The sequence below is a fragment of the Streptococcus sp. bf_0095 genome, assembly GCF_004166885.1.
In the GTDB taxonomy this organism is placed as follows: Bacteria; Bacillota; Bacilli; order Lactobacillales; family Streptococcaceae; genus Streptococcus.
On the sequence record NZ_RCYU01000002.1, the window covers coordinates 181,554 to 200,281 of the forward strand.

12 protein-coding genes are annotated in these 18,728 nt (G+C 44.2%); 9 read left to right on the plus strand and 3 right to left on the minus strand.

Annotation, left to right across the window (positions count from 1 at the left end; genetic code table 11):
- Window positions 1-165: 165 nt before the first annotated feature.
- Window positions 166-2,550: a phosphoketolase family protein gene (locus tag EAI95_RS05575; protein WP_048716402.1), complete on the minus strand. Its 2,385-nt coding sequence runs from the start codon at window positions 2,548-2,550 to the stop codon at window positions 166-168.
- Between the two features lie 361 nt (window positions 2,551-2,911).
- Between EAI95_RS05575 and EAI95_RS05580 the strand changes: the two genes are divergently transcribed.
- Entirely contained in the window at window positions 2,912-3,883 is a 972-nt protein-coding gene (locus EAI95_RS05580; protein ID WP_048716400.1) for a hypothetical protein, read from the plus strand.
- A gap of 109 nt (window positions 3,884-3,992) precedes the next feature.
- Here the strand turns inward: EAI95_RS05580 and hutI are convergent, their stop codons facing one another.
- On the minus strand, window positions 3,993-5,240 hold the full coding sequence (gene hutI, locus EAI95_RS05585) for an imidazolonepropionase (RefSeq protein WP_048716397.1): 1,248 nt from the start codon (window positions 5,238-5,240) through the stop codon (window positions 3,993-3,995).
- Between the two features lie 200 nt (window positions 5,241-5,440).
- Between hutI and EAI95_RS05590 the strand changes: the two genes are divergently transcribed.
- The 8 genes from EAI95_RS05590 to hutG all read left to right on the plus strand — a co-directional run bounded on the left by EAI95_RS05590 (window position 5,441) and on the right by hutG (window position 15,603).
- Window positions 5,441-7,471: a urocanate hydratase gene (locus tag EAI95_RS05590; RefSeq protein WP_048716395.1), complete on the plus strand. Its 2,031-nt coding sequence runs from the start codon at window positions 5,441-5,443 to the stop codon at window positions 7,469-7,471.
- Window positions 7,472-7,553: 82 nt separating this feature from the next.
- Window positions 7,554-8,453, plus strand: coding sequence for a glutamate formimidoyltransferase (gene ftcD, locus EAI95_RS05595; RefSeq protein ID WP_023027213.1), 900 nt, complete (start codon window positions 7,554-7,556; stop codon window positions 8,451-8,453).
- Between the two features lie 12 nt (window positions 8,454-8,465).
- Entirely contained in the window at window positions 8,466-9,095 is a 630-nt protein-coding gene (locus EAI95_RS05600) for a cyclodeaminase/cyclohydrolase family protein (protein WP_023027214.1), read from the plus strand.
- A gap of 52 nt (window positions 9,096-9,147) precedes the next feature.
- Window positions 9,148-10,821, plus strand: a complete 1,674-nt coding sequence (locus EAI95_RS05605; RefSeq protein ID WP_129270069.1) for a formate--tetrahydrofolate ligase — start codon at window positions 9,148-9,150, stop codon at window positions 10,819-10,821.
- Between the two features lie 15 nt (window positions 10,822-10,836).
- Window positions 10,837-11,415: a HutD family protein gene (locus EAI95_RS05610; RefSeq protein ID WP_129270067.1), complete on the plus strand. Its 579-nt coding sequence runs from the start codon at window positions 10,837-10,839 to the stop codon at window positions 11,413-11,415.
- A 20-nt stretch (window positions 11,416-11,435) separates the two neighbouring features.
- Window positions 11,436-12,764, plus strand: coding sequence for an APC family permease (locus EAI95_RS05615; RefSeq protein ID WP_048716383.1), 1,329 nt, complete (start codon window positions 11,436-11,438; stop codon window positions 12,762-12,764).
- A 223-nt stretch (window positions 12,765-12,987) separates the two neighbouring features.
- Window positions 12,988-14,529, plus strand: coding sequence for a histidine ammonia-lyase (hutH, locus tag EAI95_RS05620; protein WP_048716381.1), 1,542 nt, complete (start codon window positions 12,988-12,990; stop codon window positions 14,527-14,529).
- A gap of 87 nt (window positions 14,530-14,616) precedes the next feature.
- The gene (hutG, locus tag EAI95_RS05625) at window positions 14,617-15,603 is read left to right on the plus strand and encodes a formimidoylglutamase (protein WP_048716377.1); all 987 of its coding nucleotides are present in this window, start codon (window positions 14,617-14,619) and stop codon (window positions 15,601-15,603) included.
- Between the two features lie 102 nt (window positions 15,604-15,705).
- Here hutG and EAI95_RS05630 read toward each other — a convergent pair whose 3' ends face one another.
- A complete protein-coding gene (locus tag EAI95_RS05630; RefSeq protein WP_123159533.1) occupies window positions 15,706-18,642 on the minus strand; it encodes an AAA family ATPase in 2,937 nt (978 codons plus the stop codon).
- Between the last annotated feature and the right edge of the window lie 86 nt (window positions 18,643-18,728).

The window sequence follows — 18,728 nt, forward strand, 5'->3', positions numbered from 1 at the left end:
GCAAAATCTAAAAAAATATACTATCTTATTGATTTTGTCAGATTTCTCTATCCATTATTGAAGAATCTTTTCTTGCCAAGGGGAATTCCTCAGACAAAGTTTCTTTCATTAAAAAGGTACAAAAAAAAGAAACCAGAATAACTTCTGATTTCTTTTGGAATAAACTTATTTATTTATGTTTTCCCATTTCCAGTTGTGTACTTCTGGAATATCATCACCATGTTCACGGATGTAAGCATTGTGGAAGGCAATTGTTTCGTCCATTTGAGCTGCGAATTCAGCTGCTTCTGCTCCAAGAGCTGCATTGGCTGCATCTTGTGCCAAGTGGAAGCGATCCAATTCAGACATGACACGCATATCGAATGGTGTTGTGATATCTCCGTTTTCACGGTAACCATGTACACGAAGGTTATGGTTGTGACGGTTGAAGAAGATGTCACGGATCATGCCTTCATAACCGTGGAAGGCAAAGATCACAGGTTTATCAGTTGTGAAGACTTTGTCGAACTCTTCATCTGAAAGTCCACGCGCATCGACGGATGGGTGACGCAATTTCAAGATATCTACCACATTGACAAAGCGGATCTTCAATTCTGGGAAGGCCTTGTGCAAGATTGTAATAGCTGCAAGAGCTTCAAGGTTTGGCTCTGTACCTGCAGCTGCAATGACAAGATCTGGATCTTCATCTGCTGAAACAGTTGATGCCCAATCGATCACCTTGTATCCTTCACGAACCAATTCCTCTGCTTCATCAGCTGAGTAGAATTGAGGACGTGGGTGTTTAGAAGAAACGATCAAGTTAATCATATCTTCTGCCTTGAAGGCTTGGTCCATCACCGCAAGCAACGTATTCGTATCTGCTGGCAAGTACTCACGGATATATTCTGGAGTTTTTTCTGCCAAGTGAGTCAAGATACCTGGATCTTGGTGAGTGTAGCCATTGTGATCTTGTTGGAAAACAGTTGAAGTCGCAATCAAGTTCAAGGCAGGGTAGTTTTTACGCCATGTCGTGTGAGTCTTCGATTTACGCAACCATTTGAAGTGTTGAGTAATCATAGAGTCCACGACACGAAGGAATGATTCGTAAGAAGCGAAGAATCCGTGACGACCTGTCAAGACATATCCTTCGAGCATACCTTCTGCTTGGTGCTCTGACAATTGAGAGTCAATAACACGTCCAGCAGGGCTCAAAGCTTCATCGTAGTCTGGTTTCGTACGTCCTAACCATTGACGGCTTGTACGAGTGAAGACTTCTTGAAGACGGTTTGATTTAGTTTCATCTGGTCCAAAGATACGGAAGTTATGTGGGTTCGCATCCACAAGATCTGCTGCATACTTACCAAACTCGATCATATCTTGGGCCATGATAGCCCCTGGTGTTTCAATCTTGAAGGCATGTTTCTTCCAATCAGCAGTGTCCATTGGTTCGATGACACCTGCGTTTGTGATTGGGTTCATAGCCATGCGACGGTCACCTTTTGGTGCAATTTCGGCAATTTCAGGAAGCAATTTACCAGTTTCGTCGAACAATTCAGCTGGACGGTAAGATTCCAACCATGAAAGAAGGGCATCTACATGCTCCATGTGGTGAGCATCTACTGGGATTGGAACTTGGTGCGCACGGAATCCACCCTCGATTGGTGTACCTTCCCAAGCTTTTGGTCCAGTCCAACCTTTAGGAATACGAGCAATCAAGACAGGATATACTGGTTGAGTTGCTTCTTCTGCAGAACCTTTACGAGCTTCTGATTGGACTTTCTTGATTTCTTCAATCGCTTCGTCTAATTTTTCTGCAAACAAAGCGTGAGCTGCTTCGTGGTCGTCAGAAATAGCCGTTACGTCTGCAAAGATTGGTTTCCATCCAAGACCTTCAAAGAAGAGGGCCAATTCTTCGTCTGTTTTGCGTTCAAAGATCGTTGGGTTGTGAATCTTCCCACCGTTGAGGTAGAAGATTGGAAGAACAGCACCATCGTTAACTGGGTTCAAGAAGGTATTGGCCAACCAACCAGCCATCAATGGACCAGTTTCTCCTTCGCCATCACCGATTACGGTTGCAGCAATCACATCTGGATTGTCCAAAACAGCTCCAGCTGCGTGAGAAAGAGCATAACCAAGTTCTCCACCTTCGTGGATAGATCCTGGTGTTTCAGGCGCCGCGTGAGAGGCAATCCCTCCTGGGAATGAGAAGATTTTACATAGGTGTTTAAATCCTTCTTCATTTTGTGGGATATTTGGATTCAATTCTGTGTAAGAACCATCTAAGTAAGAGTTGGACACCATAACTTGTCCACCATGACCTGGTCCTTCAATGTAGAACATATCCAAGTCGTATTTGTTGATGGCACGGTTCAAGTGAGCATAGATAAAGTTTTGTCCTGGTACAGTTCCCCAGTGTCCGATTGGGTGAGCCTTCAAGTCGTTTTCAACCACTTCACGTTTCAATAATGGGTTGTCTTTCAAGTACATTTGAGCAGCCGAAATGTAGTTGGCTGCACGCCACCACGCATCCACTTTATCCAAGTAAGCTTTGCTGTTAAAATCAACAGTCATATTGTCTCCTCTCAAATTCTAGCTATGATTCTGATGAATTAGAATCCAGTGCAAGTATTTAGGTTATAAACATCCTGTTTCATTCATATGAAGACAGAACGAACGCGAACCAAATTTTAATTCAATTCTTTTCTATTCTATCAATAATTTAGCTTTTTGTATATAGAAAAAATTAAAAAAAATATAGTTTTTTATAAAAAGTTGCAAATCTCTTCTAAAATCAAAGCATTTTTCAATCATTTTACAAACAGCTTTCTGCTTAGACCACTTAAAAAGCCTTTGAAATCAGCTATCTATAAATCCCCTTGTCACATAAAATCTTTCATGATATACTTTAGATGTCAAACTAAAGGAGATCATTATGATGACGGAAAAACGCAATAAAGGATTTGTGTCAGGTCTAGTGCTTGCCCTTGTCTTTCTTGCATTCGCAGGATTAGTATTTTCATTATGGATGGGCCGCCAGAACCCTTCTACTAGCTTTGCGAAGGCAGAAAAGTCTGGGGACCCTGTAACGATGAAGGTCTATGATATTACACGAGAACCTGTCGGAACTGTGGACAACGGCCACGTCCTCTATATCGTCCAGTACGATAACCAAAACGATGGTAGGTTTGCAGGGATCGAAGCCAAAAAAGACGATGCGACGATTAAAGAGGTCATTGATAAGGCAAAAAATGGGGAACTGCAGACCGATCCTTATCAACTAAAGGGAACGCAATTAGCCCCTTTGGCAAAGGATAGCAAAAATACGTCTCGTAACGGTCGCCTTGTCGGTTATAGTGACTACATCCATTCCCTTCTCGACCCGACTTCTGTCGTGTCACTTAATATGACGACCAGCTATTACTTAAGCCTCACAGAGTACAACAAAGACTCCTTATTCCTCTTAATTGGTTCAGCTGCTCTTGCTGGACTTTCTATCATAATGGTCGTAGCCAGCTTCTCCGTTCGGAAACGGACCATTGCTTCCTATCAGGAACTCCACCAAAACTATCCCGAACTCCAAGGAGATCTGTCTCGCCTGTCTGATGAAGCCAGCTACTACAATCAAGACTTAAAAGTTATCTTGTACAAAAATCATTTGATTACCTATTTCAGAGGAACGCAAACGATTGATTTACGAGAGGTTCAACAACTATACTTACATGTCACTCGAGTTCGTCAATCAGGGATTGCTCGCTCAATCTTCCAATTGTGTTACATCCGCAAGGACAAACCAAAGAAACAGCACCGCCTAGCCATTAAGAATAAGAAGAACGCTGAAGAACAACTCTACACTCTTTTTGCACAGGTATCTGAGAGATTCCCAGATGTCAAGGTTGGAATTTAAAGATTTTCCAACTCCCTTTGGAAATACTGATCTAAGCACTAAATCCCCTCATCAGAATCAGTTGATGAGGGGATTTTTTTCTATTTAGGTCACATTTGAAACGAGAGGATTAAATCACTTTTTTACCATTTTTATAAACATCTGTCACTAGGTTGGTCGCAAAGAAATAGAAGAGATAATCTAGATTTGGTGCATCGTAAATAGTGATATCGGCCTGTTTTCCAGTATCAAAAGATCCAATGGTTTTGGCACGATCGACTGAATAAGCTGCATTAATAGTTACCGCATTGAGAATCTCAACTGGTGTCAAACGCATCATGAAGCAACCGAGGTGCATGGCAAACTGAAGATTGGCTGTCGGACAGGATCCTGGGTTACTGTCGGTTGTTAGAGTGATGGCCATCCCAGCATCCAGCATCTTACGAGCCGGTGCATAGGTATCTTCCATGAGGCTGAAGGTTGTAGCAGGCAACAGATTGCCGATAACTTTTGCTTTTGCTAGTTTTTGAATGCCTTCATCGGTAATCACCATCAGGTGTTCTGCGCTAGTAGATTCCAATTCAGCTGCAACATCCACACCACCGATAGACTCGATTTCATCCGCATGAATCCGCAGTTTGAAGCCCATTTCCTTGGCTTTTGACAGAAGATAGCGAGACTCATCTGCTGTAAAGACACCCTTTTCACAGAAGATATCACAGAATTCAGCTAACTTTTCTTCCTTCACTTTTGGAAGCATTTGCTCAATGATGAGATCTAAATACTCTTGAGAACGGCCCTTATACTCTGTCGGGATCGCATGAGCTGCCATAAAGGTCGAAACCAGATCAATTTCATGGTCACGGTCCAAGGCAGCTACTACATCTAGTTGGCGTTTTTCCGTTTCCCAATCCAAACCATAGCCACTCTTAGCTTCAACGGTGGTCACTCCATGACGCAACATATAGTCCAACAATCGTTTGGACTTGTTATAGAGATTGTCAAAAGATGCTTCACGAGTTGCCCGAACAGTGCTCAGAATTCCACCGCCTTGAGCGAGGATGTCTAAGTAGGAAACACCAGCTAACTTTTTCGCAAATTCATGTTCACGACTGCCTCCATAGACCAGGTGGGTATGACAGTCGATCAAACCAGGAGTCGCAACTTTCCCTTCACAAGATTTTACTTCCGTATGGTCATCGATCAGTTCTGGATCTGGTTGACCTGTTCCAACTGCAAGAATTTTTCCATCCTTAATAGCAATATAAGCATCGGATAGGATTCGCGCTTCTGCCATCTCTTTTCCATAGAGAGGATGGCCTAGATCATTTGGACAAAACAACTGGTTAAAGTGGGTTAAGATTACATCAGCAGACATATGAAAACATTCCTTTCTATTTCCATTGTTATTCATTTTACAATTCTACAGGAAAAGCGTCAAAAAAAAGTCAAAAAGTTTCTCCCTCATTATTTTTTGCTTTATTAAAAATTAAATTTATTTTTGACTCTTTATTGACGTTTCTTGGATACAATAAAGAAAATATAAATTCATAGTCTACACATAAGGAGGTTCCTACTATGTCATTTATAGACGATAAAGAAATTGCAGCTGCTATGTCTGTCAAACTTGACTTTGATGTCCTACCTGAAAAGGCAACTTTTCAAGAAGGCATCCGTCGTGCACCTGATAGAGGCTTCCGCTTAACGCAAGCTCAGACTGAGATTGCTCTTAAAAACGCTCTGCGTTACATCCCTAAAAAATTCCACCAAGAGTTGATCCCAGAATTTCTGGAAGAACTAAAAACTCGCGGTCGGATCTATGGCTATCGCTTCCGTCCAAAAGATCGGATCTATGGCAAACCAATTGATGAGTACAAAGGAAAATGCACTGCTGCTAAGGCTATGCAGGTTATGATTGACAACAACTTGAGCTTTGAAATCGCCCTTTATCCATATGAATTGGTCACTTACGGAGAAACAGGTTCTGTCTGTGCTAACTGGATGCAATACAACTTGATCAAGAAATACTTGGAAGTCATGACAGAAGACCAAACCTTGGTGGTTGAATCTGGTCACCCTCTCGGCCTCTTCAAGTCTAAACCAGAAGCTCCTCGCGTCATCATTACCAACGGTCTCTTGATCGGTGAGTATGACAATATGCGCGACTGGGAAATCGCTGAAGAAATGGGCGTTACCAACTACGGTCAGATGACGGCTGGTGGCTGGATGTACATTGGTCCTCAAGGGATCGTTCACGGTACCTTCAACACTCTCCTTAATGCTGGACGTCTTAAACTCGGTGTGCCTGATGATGGCGACTTAACTGGTAAACTCTTCATCTCGTCTGGTCTCGGTGGTATGAGTGGAGCTCAAGGGAAAGCAGCTGAAATTGCAAAAGCTGTTGCCATCGTTGCAGAAGTAGACCGCTCTCGGATCGAAACCCGTCACTCTCAAGGTTGGATTAGCCAAGTAACCGACAGTGCCGAAGAAGCTGTGAAATTGGCTCAAGCAGCACTGGAAGCTGGTGAATCAACTTCTATTGCCTACCATGGTAATATCGTAGACTTGCTCGAATATGTCAACGAACACCAAGTCCACGTTCACCTCTTGTCTGACCAAACCTCTTGCCACAACGTCTATGATGGTGGCTATTGCCCAGTTGGGATCAGCTTTGAAGAACGGACACGTTTGTTGGCAGAAGACAAAGAAACCTTCCATCGCTTGGTCGATGAAACCTTAGCTCGTCACTTTGCAGTGATTAAAGCTTTGACGGCTAAAGGTACCTACTTCTTCGACTACGGTAATGCCTTTATGAAATCTGTTTACGACTCTGGCATCAAGGAAATTTCTAAGAATGGTCTCGATGACAAGGACGGCTTCATTTGGCCATCTTATGTAGAAGATATCATGGGACCTATGCTCTTTGACTATGGTTATGGTCCATTCCGTTGGGTCTGCCTAAGCGGTAAACACGAAGACTTGATTGCAACTGACCACGCTGCTATGGAAGCGATCGATCCAACTCGTCGCTACCAAGACCGCGATAACTACAACTGGATTCGCGATGCTGAAAAGAACCAATTAGTCGTTGGTACACAGGCTCGTATCCTCTATCAAGATTGTATGGGACGTGTCAATATCGCTTTGAAATTTAATGAACTCATTCGCCAAGGCAAGATTGGACCGGTCATGATTGGACGTGACCACCATGACGTATCTGGTACAGATGCTCCATTCCGTGAAACCTCCAATATCAAAGATGGTTCAAACGTTACCTGCGATATGGCGGTTCAATGTTACGCCGGTAACGCCGCTCGCGGTATGAGTCTCGTGGCTCTCCACAATGGTGGTGGTACTGGTATCGGTAAGGCCATCAACGGAGGATTTGGTCTCGTTCTAGACGGTAGCCACCGGATCGACGAAATCATCAAATCTGCGATTGCATGGGATACCATGGGTGGGGTTGCTCGTCGGAACTGGGCAAGAAATAACCATGCCATCGAAACAGCCATCGAATACAACCGCCTCCATGCAGGAACAGACCACATCACCATTCCGTATCTGGCAGATGAAGATTTGGTCAAAGATGCGGTTCAAAAATTGTTTTAACATCAAAAAATAAAAATTGAGAAAGGGGAGGAAATACAAAGACTCCTCCTCCCCAACTTCTCCTATAAAAAGAGGTAATCATATGGCAAAAATTGTTGAGTGTATTCCAAACTTCTCTGAAGGACGCAATCAAGCTGTGATCGACGGATTAGCAGCCACAGCAAAAAGTATTCCAGGTGTTACGCTGCTGGACTACTCGTCTGACGCCAGTCACAACCGGAGCGTCTTTACACTCGTTGGGGATGAAGAAAGCATTCAAGAAGTTGCTTTCCAATTGGTAAAATACGCATCTGAAAACATCGATATGACCAAGCACGAAGGCGAACACCCTCGTATGGGGGCAACAGACGTTTGTCCTTTCGTTCCAGTCAAAGATATCACAACAGATGAATGTGTCGAAATCGCCAATAAAGTAGCCGAACGCATCAATCGTGAATTAGGTATTCCAATCTTCCTTTATGAAGATGCTGCAACTCGCCCAGAACGAAAAAACTTGGCGAAGGTTCGCAAAGGACAATTTGAAGGAATGCCAGAAAAACTGTTGGAAGAAGACTGGAAGCCAGACTACGGTGAACGCAAGATTCACCCAACTGCAGGGGTTACAGCCGTTGGTGTCCGTATGCCACTCGTTGCTTTCAATATCAACCTTGACACAGATGATCTAGAAATTGCCAACAACATTTCTAAAATCATTCGTGGATCTAGCGGTGGATACAAATACTGTAAAGCAATCGGTGTCATGCTAGAAGATCGCAACATCGCCCAAGTCTCTATCAACATGGTCAACTTGGAAAAATTCCCATTGTATCGCGTCGTTGAAACCGTTCGTTTCGAAGCACAACGCTACGGGGTTCGCATCACTGGAACAGAACTCATTGGACTGGCTCCTGCTAAGGCTTTGATTGACTCTGCTGAATACTACTTGCAATTAGAAGACTTTGACTATAGCAAACAAGTCTTGGAAAATCACTTGTTGGGTTAGAAAGGGAGTTCTATGAAACTAGTTGACTTAAGTATTACAGAGTTTGCCAAGGTTCTTGGTTCAGATGCCCCAGCTCCAGGTGGCGGTTCTGCTGCTGCCCTATCTGCTGCAAACGGGATTTCACTTACAAAAATGGTCTGTGAACTGACCATCGGTAAGAAAAAATACGCTGAATTTGAAGACCACATCAAAGGGGTTCACGAAAAAAGTGCCCACCTCCAAGACCAATTACTAGAAGCCATCGACAAAGATACAGAAGCTTTCAACGTGGTATCAGCAGTCTTTGATCTTCCAAAGGAAACGGAAGAAGAGAAAGTCGCTCGTCGTGAAGCCATGCAAAAAGCTTTGAAACATGCGACAGTATCTCCTTTCTCTATGATGGAGCTCATCGTTGAGGCGCTTGAAACAACAAAAGAAGCTGTTGGTAAGTCCAACACCAATGCGGCGAGTGACCTAGGAGTGGCTGCTCTCAATCTCAAGGCTGGACTTCAGGGGGCTTGGCTCAATGTCCTGATCAACATTTCAGGAATCAAGGACCAAGACTTCGTCCAAGAATACCATAGCAAGGGACTCGAACTCCTCCAAACAGGCTCTGAGCTTGCAGATAACATTTACCAAAGCATTTTAGAAAGCCTATCTTAAACCTACCAATTAACGTTATAACTTTAATACCTACAAAGAAAGAAGGGATTCTATGGTTTTATCGGATATTGAAATTGCCAATTCTGTCCAAATGAAGCCCATCATGGAAATCGCTGCTGAACTTGGATTGACTGAAGACGACATTTCGCTCTACGGAAAATACAAGGCAAAAATCGATAGCAACCAACTGGAACAACTAAAGGACAAGGAAGATGGAAAGCTAATCCTCGTGACAGCCATCTCTCCGACACCTGCTGGAGAAGGAAAGACAACCACCTCTGTTGGACTAGTGGATGCCCTCTCTGCTATCGGTGAGAAAGCGGTCATTGCCCTCCGCGAACCTTCACTTGGCCCTGTCTTTGGGATCAAGGGTGGTGCTGCCGGTGGTGGGTACGCTCAAGTGGTTCCAATGGAAGATATCAACCTTCACTTTACCGGAGACTTCCATGCCATTGGGATTGCCAACAACTTACTTGCAGCCTTGATTGACAACCACATCCATCATGGCAATGAGTTGGGCATCGATTCTCGTCGCATCACCTGGAAACGGGTGGTCGACATGAACGACCGGCAACTCCGCCATATTGTAGACGGCCTTCAAGGAAAGACAAACGGAGTTCCTCGTGAAGATGGCTTTGACATCACGGTGGCGTCTGAAATCATGGCTATTCTCTGTCTCTCAGAAAATATCCTTGACCTCAAAGAACGCCTCGATCGCATCATTATTGGGTACAACTACCAGGGACAACCAGTGACAGCCAAAGACCTCAAGGCTGGAGGTGCCATGGCAGCTGTTCTCAAAGATGCCATCCATCCAAACTTGGTACAAACCTTGGAGCATACTCCGGCTATCATCCACGGCGGACCATTTGCCAATATCGCTCATGGCTGTAACAGTGTGCTGGCTACCAAACTAGCCCTCAAATATGCAGACTATGTCGTGACAGAAGCTGGTTTTGGAGCAGACCTCGGTGCTGAAAAATTCATCGACATCAAATGCCGCATGGCCGGACTCAAACCTGCTGCCGTTGTCCTCGTCGCGACCATCCGTGCTCTCAAGATGCATGGTGGTGTCGCCAAAGCGGACTTGGCTACTGAAAATGTCCAAGCCGTGATCGATGGTCTGCCAAACCTGGACAAACACTTGGCCAACATCCAAGAAGTCTACGGTCTACCTGTGGTCGTTGCCATCAACAAATTCCCGCTGGATACAGAGGCTGAGCTAGAAGCTGTCTATGAATCTTGTAAGAAACGCAATGTAGACGTGGTCATCTCTGATGTCTGGGCACATGGTGGAGCTGGCGGCCGTGACCTAGCTGAAAAAGTCATTCAACTAGCTCAAGAAGAAAACCACTTCTCTTATGTTTATGACCAAGAAGACAGCATTGAAACAAAATTGACCAAGATCGTCACAAAAGTCTATGGTGGTAAAGGCATCAGCTTAACACCCGCGGCCAAACGCGAACTAAAAGAATTGGAAGCACTTGGTTTCTCCAACTACCCAATCTGTATGGCCAAAACGCAATATTCCTTCTCGGATGATGCCAAGAAGATCGGAGCACCGAAAGATTTCACTGTCAAAATCAGCAACCTTAAGGTGGCAGCAGGAGCTGGCTTTATCGTTGCGCTCACAGGAACGATCATGACCATGCCTGGCCTACCAAAAGTTCCAGCCAGTGAAAAGATTGATATCGACGCCCAAGGCAATATTACTGGTCTCTTTTAAGAAAGAGGAGGTCCTATGGTGACTATCCTTCATCTCACCCCCGCAGATTATCAGATTTCTACTTGGTCTGGTGGTCAAACCACCCAACTCTTCCTCTCTCCAAAAGAGGGAAGTTATCCAGATCGGACCTTTGACTTTCGCCTCTCTACTGCAACGGTGGAGGTTGAAAAAAGTGATTTTACTGATCTCACTGGCTACCACCGAATCTTGATGCCTCTGACTTCATCGATTACACTCACCCATCAACATAAAGAAGTTGTTTTGAAGCCATTTCAAAGCTACTTCTTTGACGGGGGAGATCCCGTATCTAGCCAAGGGACCTGTCAAGATTTTAATCTAATCTATAAACCTTCTTATCAGGGGCATATGAGTGCTATATCCCCAAAAGAAAGTGTCACGAGCCAGAGTCGCTATCAATTGATCTATGCTCTCTGTCCACTAACACTTGAATGGAAAAAGGGACAACTTTACTCCCTCAAAACTCACGAGCTCCTGTTTATCGAACAAGCATCTCCTCTTCAAGAGATGACAATTACGTTTTCACCCCTTCAGTCTGGGAAGCAACCGATTGCTATCTGGACTGCGCTAAGATAATGTTTTAAAGGAGAGACATTATGAACGGAGCACATAAACAGTCGATTGAGGAACAAGAAAAAGCGAAATTCAGCTTTAGCGGTGCCACTCTATACGGTATCAATGCCGTGATTGGGTCTGGTATCTTCCTCTTGCCCAAAAAGATATATTCTGGCCTCGGACCAGCTTCCCTGGCCGTCATGTTTGGAGTAGCTATTCTTGTCATGCTACTATCAGCCTGTCTGGCTGAAACGGCTGGCTACTTTGATAAAAACGGTGGAGCCATGCAATACTCAAAAGCAGCTTTCGGAGACTTTGTCGGCTTTAACGTCGGGATCCTCGGATGGGCCGTTACCGTTATCGCTTGGGCTGCTATGCTAGCTGGTTTTGCTAAGATCTTCATCATTACCTTCCCAGCATTCGAAGGCTACAACCTACAGATTAGTATCGTTATGTTGGTTCTCTTGAGTCTTATGAACATCGCCGGTCTGAAAACATCGAAAATGTTCACACTGACAGCTACTGTTGCAAAATTAATCCCAATTGTCCTCTTCTCACTCTTCGCCATCTTCTTTATTCCTGGTGGAGTAAGCAAGGGCAACTTCACACCTTTCCTTCAATTGGAAAGTGGATCAAATCTCTTTAGTGCTATTTCTAGTACCGCTGTTTACATCTTCTATGGATTTATCGGATTCGAAACCATGTCCATCGTTGCAGGGGAAATGCGTAACCCTGAAAAGAACGTTCCTCGTGCTATCTTGGGATCCATCAGTATCGTCTCAGTTCTCTACATGTTGATCATCGCTGGAACAATCGCTATGCTTGGTGGAGGCATTATGGGAACCGAGGCACCAGTACAAGACGCATTTGTTAAAATGATTGGCCCTATCGGTGCCCCTCTTGTCTCCTATGGTGCTCTCATTTCAATCGCCGGTCTCAACATCGGTGAATCCATTATGGTTCCTCGTTTCGGTGCTGCCCTAGCAGACGAAAAACTCTTGCCAGCAGAACTTGGAAAAACAAACTCCAAGAATGCTCCTGTCATTGCCATTATCATTTCCGGTTTCTTTGCATTCTTACTCTTGTTATCTGGATCTTTCGAATCCTTAGCAACTTTCAGTGTTGTTTTCCGTTTCTTCCAATATATTCCGACTGCTTTGGCAGCGCTCAAACTCAGAAAAATGTACCCAGAGAAAAAGGTTACCTTCCGAGTGCCATTCGGTCCAGTTATCCCAATTTTGGCTGTTGTCATCAGTATCTTGATGATTGCAGGGGATAATCTAATGAACTTTGTATGGGGAGCTATCGGTCTAGTAATCGCTAGTGGACTTTACTTTGTTTTCCACGGTGACAAACTAGCTAAAAAATAAAACAGTCCTCACCAATTCTATTTACACATTAGATGGGCTAGGGAGCAAAGCATTCCTTTGCTCCCTAGCCCATCTAAGAAGCCACGAATATCAAACCTGAGCTCTTTTCTCTAAGACTTCTTTCAATCCTTCTAAGAATCATAGACAATGGGCTCACGTTTGGTATTCAAACCGAAGTAAACAAATCTACTTCTACAGAACAATTCATAATCGGAGGTTTTATATGACTCAATTGATTCATTTAGATGGTAACAGCTTAACACTGGAAGAGGTCATCGCCGTCGCTCGGCACGGTGCCCAATGTGAGTTAGACGAAGCAGCCAAAGAAGCTGTTATCGCATCTCGTAAAATTGTTGATGATATCGTCCGTGAAAAACGTGTTGTCTATGGTGTGACCACTGGATTTGGCTCTCTCTGTAATGTCAGCATTTCTCCAGAAGATACTGTCCAACTGCAAGAAAACTTGATTCGTACCCACGCATCTGGTTTTGGTGATCCACTTCCAGAAGATGCCGTTCGTGCTATCATGCTCATCCGGATCAACTCGCTCTTAAAAGGCTATTCTGGCATTCGTCTGTCAACTGTTGAAAAACTATTAGAATTGCTTAACAAAGGAGTGACTCCTTATATTCCAGAAAAAGGATCACTCGGAGCTTCCGGAGACCTTGCCCCCCTTTCTCATATGGTGCTCCCAATGTTGGGACTTGGACACGCCTACTACAAAGGTCAACTCTTGAGCGGTCAAGAAGCTCTCGACCAAGCTGGTATTGAAAAGATCCAATTGGCTGCCAAAGAAGGGCTTGCTTTGATCAATGGTACGACTGTCCTAACCGGTATCGGCGCTCTTGCGACTTATGATGGTATCCAATTGCTCAAACTGTCTGACATTGCCGGTGCTCTTTCAATGGAAGTCCACAATGGTATTACCAGCCCATTTGAAGAAGACCTTCATACTATCCGTCCTCAAAGTGGACAATTGGCAACCGCTCGTAATATCCGTAACCTCCTTGAAGGAAGCAAAAACACAACTGTTGCGACCCAACAACGGGTACAAGATCCTTATACACTCCGTTGTATTCCTCAAATCCATGGAGCCAGCAAAGACTCTATTGCTTATGTAAAAACAAAAGTTGAAATCGAAATCAACTCTGTGACAGATAACCCAATCATCACCAAGGAAGGACACGTCATCTCCGGAGGTAACTTCCACGGTGAACCAATGGCACAACCATTTGACTTCTTGGGTATTGCCCTTTCTGAGATCGGAAACGTATCTGAACGTCGGGTGGAACGCTTGGTCAACAGCCAGCTTAGTAAATTGCCATCCTTCTTGGTCAAACACCCTGGCCTCAACTCAGGCTTCATGATTACGCAGTATGCTTGTGCTTCTCTTGCATCTGAAAACAAAATCTTGTCTCACCCAGCCAGCGTTGACTCTATCCCATCTTGTGAAAACCAAGAAGACTTCGTCAGCATGGGAACTACAGCAGCTCGTAAAGCAGCAGAAATCCTTAAGAATTCACGCCGCATCGTTGCTACTGAAATTATGGCAGCCTGCCAAGCCTTGGATCTCAAACCAGAAAATCATGAACTTGGTAAAGGTACAAAACCAGCCTATGACATGATTCGCAGCAAGGTGGCCTTCATTGAATTTGACAAGGACATCGAAATCTTCGAAGAACTCAATAAAGCATCTGCTGTTGTCGAAAGTGAAGAATTCTTAGCAACCATCGAAAAAGCAGTTGACTTAAGCATTCAATACTGATACAGTAAGGATACAGCAGAAAAAGGCTGAGAAAATTTCTCAGCCTTTCCAATTCTAGCCAAATACCAACAAACGGAGGCATGTAACGTGCTTAGAGATTATTACCCAACGACTTACAGTTATTACCAAGGCAGTATTGAAGACAATCCTTATACAGCCAAATGGGGAATGCTGACGAAGTTTTTGGATTTGAATGATGAAACCTTGACTCCTTTTGAAGAAGTCACCTTTGGAATCCTTGGTTTTAAAAGCGATAAAGGAGTCTATATCAATAACGGTCGCGTCGGTGCTGTCGAAAGTCCTAATGCTATTCGCACCCAGCTCGCCAAACTTCCTTGGCACTGGGGCACCAACGTCACAGTTTTTGATGTCGGAAATATCGATGGCCCCAATCGTTCTCTTGAAGATTTGCAAGAGAGCCTCTCTCTAACTGTCAAACGGATGTTGGAGCTAAATATTCAACCAATCGTCCTCGGTGGAGGGCACGAAACGGCTTATGGTCACTACCTGGGCCTCAAATCCTCCTTGCAACCAGATGAACAATTGGCTGTCATAAACCTAGATGCTCACTTTGACCTGCGTCCTTACGACCAAACTGGTCCCAACTCTGGAACAGGATTTCGCCAAATGGCAGACCACGCAAAAGAAGAGAGCAAAGATTTCCCTTACTTGATTTTGGGCATCCAGGAACACAGCAACAACCTGTTCCTATTCAACTATGTGGCAAAAACACCAAGCATTGATTTCTTAACAGGACAAGATCTCTTCCGGATGAGCCACCAGGCCATTCTTGATCGGATTGATCAATTCTTAGAAAAACAGACAGCGGTCTACCTCTCTATCGATATGGACTGCTTTGCCGTTGGTTCTGCCCCTGGCGTCAGTGCCATCCAGTCACTTGGTGTGGATCCAAAACTAGCCCTAATGTTGCTCCAACACATTGCTGCTAGCGGCAAACTGATTGGATTTGATATTGTGGAAGTTTCCCCTCCTCATGATATTGACAACCACACCTCCAACCTGGCTGCAACCTTTATCTTTTACTTGACCCAAATCTTGTCCCAACAAAAATAAGATGCAAAACCTCTCTAACATACAAAAGGCTTATCAACATCCATCCCTTGGGTGTTGATAAGCCTTTTTTTATTCTTCCTTCGTGACACTTGATGAGCTATACTAGAGGACTTTTAATCTCTTGAGGAAGGGACGGTCTCTATATGGAGTCAGATGTTGCTCTGCCAGTTTCTTGTAGTAGCCCTTATCTTCTTTCAAGAAAGAGCTCAAAGCAGGAACCAGTTGCTCTCCTTGTTCCTTCTGGGCCGCCAAGAAGGCTAAGAGATAACAAACCATCCCCTTGTCTCGCGCATTCGTCGTTTGCTTCATGGTTCCTTCTTTACGAGCCAGATAAGTTGCCACCTTCTCTTGCTCGCCAAAATGACAGGCGATTAAGGATTGATAAAATTCGAGCAATTCTTCCTTCCAAGGGAAGCGAACGCCGGACAAAACCTTTTGAGCCCTGTCAAAATAGAAGCGGGCTTGGACCAAATCTCCCTTCCAATAGTAGGCAATCCCAAGATCAATTTCAAACACCACTCGGACTGAATCAACAGATTGATCTCCCACCAAGCGTAGGACCTCTTCCAAATGGGTGACAGCTACTTGAAAATGCCCTCTCACTTGCTCTATTTCAGCCAGGTAGGCTAAAGATGCTGCAATTTGAATGGCATACTTGGCCTGCATGCTATTGGTCAGACTAAAGCAATCAATGGAGCGATAGAGGTGGCGGGTTGCCTGCTCCTCATCCCCTACCATCAAATGGTACAAACCCTTCAAACGTAACTGAATCGCAATCGCTTCATGGTTGTTGGCCTGAATCGCATCTTCTAAAGCCAAATCTGTGTAATAGGCCATTTCAGAAATATTTTCTGTTTGAATGCAATAATAAATGATTTGCCGGTACCCTTCTAAAAGAAAGTCGAGCCGTTTGAGTTCCCGCGCATAGGAGATGACCTTTTGAATATCATGAATCCCCTTTTGGTACTCACCACTTCGAATGAAGTAGCGCCCCTCTAAATACAAGTAGCGCAGTTGCAAATACTTGTAGTCTCTATCTTTTTGGTGTCGTGAAAAAAGCTGATCCAGTTCTCGACGAAGACGAGAGAGTTCCCCAAAAATATCCAAATGGCTATTTTCACCATCTGATACTCCCCCTTCTTCTCCCTTGGAGTATATTGGGAATAGTTCATGTTCTAGCTGGAGGATTTCTTCCAAGTAGGTTAGCTCAAAGGATAGGGAACACAAGAGATTTTGGGACTGCTTGTATTGGTAAGCTATTTCCTTATAGAAGAGCAGGTCTGTCGAATCTTCTAAGGTTTCTTCCAGTTTTTGCGCGATTTGTTGATGGAAGAGACGCCGTCTGGCTGGTGACAGGAGTTGGTAGAAATACATGGCTACCAATTGCTTGCAAAATTGGACTAAGAGATCCTCCCCCTCCTCCACTATTGAGATGATTCCTCTTTGAGCTAAAGGATCTAATAATGCAGTTAAAACAGAAAGATCTGTAGCTGTCAAATCGGCCAAGATAGACATGGATATCGGCTTATGAAAACAAGACAAATAATGAAGAAGGGACTCCTCTTCACTGCTCAAGTCACCCAGCTCTTGAGACAGATAGGCTTGAATAATATCAGGTAAGGGCTCTAAACTTTCCTTCTCTTTCCACTCTTCTATATAGCTGGACAACAAGAAGGGACTACCTTCACTCCACTCCATCATTTGCTCGATCAGGGCTGGTTCTATCTGCCCCAGTTGCCCTTGTAAGAGTGATCGACTTTCACTCGGATCAAAATTGGTCAACTCTAGCTGGGACAACCGTCTCTCGACTTTTAAACTCCCAAAGAAGGTGACCAAGAATTCCGGCAAAGGCCCCTCAGCTGTAACAATCAGTTGCCATCTTTCCCCGCTACTTTTCTCCTCCAATTGCTTTACTTTATTGAATGAGGCCGCATCCATCCACTGAGCATTTTCAAGCAGAATCAGGAGAGGTTTTTCTTGGCTGAGTCTTTGAAGGTGCTTCCGGACAGCAGGGAGATTGTCCGCTTTTCCTAGAGGAGGAGCTTCCAAGCCCCCACTCACTTTCTCTAGGGAAGCTTTGAGGTCGTCCCAGATCCCTCCTTCTTCTTGGCGACTGCCGACTTTGCCTTCCAGCTTGACAAAGCTAAAACTACGATTGGACAGCAAGACCAATTGACGCAATAAACGTTTTTTGCCTGTTCCAGATTGCCCCATGACCAAGAGAGGGCCAACCGCTTCCCCCTTCTCTACTAAGGATAGGTATTCTTCCAGTTGGGACAGTTCTTGTTTGCGACCAAAGAAAGGGAGTTCTCGGACATTCACACGATTGCTCTGTTTATGGGTTCGCTTAGCTTCCAAAACAGAATGATACAGTTCTTCTATCACTCGACTAGGACGAACATTCAGCTCACGATCCAATAAATCCACCAGCTTGTAATAGGTCTCAAAAAATTTCCCCAGCTGGTGATGAACTCTATAATACTCCATCAAGAGCTGGTAGTTCTTTTCTTCAAATTCATCCAGCTCTACTAAATGGTGGAGTAAGGACTCTATACCAGGGTCTCCCAGCCCCTCTTTGTCAATCTTTTGATAACAGCTTTCAATATAGAGTTGCTTATAAGCGCTCCGTTTACGGGAAGCCCACTGGTCAAAGTCCTCATCATCCTTGACGTAGAAGCCTTCCAGAAAATCTCCCTGATAAAGATGTAAATTGCTTATCGGATCCCTTTCAAAAAGCTGGACATCCAAAGAAAGATTCAGCTCAGAATTAAGGGCCAAGCTACTCCTACTTGGAGAAACAATGACATCTCCTTCAAAGATTTTATTAGCTTGGTAAACAGTATTCCGTAGATTTTTCCGAGCGACTTGGTTTTCCTTGTCCCCCCAGAGAATGCCCGCAATTTCATCACGGTTGACCTCACCCGATACAGCTAAGTAATAAAATAAAGCCTCCATCTTCGAGAAGGAAAAACGGATGTCTTTCTGTTGGAAAACAACCTTAGGGGGTCCAAATAACTTCAACGTGAGTTCTCTCTTCATTGCAAGCGCCTCCAAAATCTTCATATTAATACTATAAAAAAAAAGTTGTCTTTTAGCAAGCGATTGGCCCAAGTAAAAAAGAGACT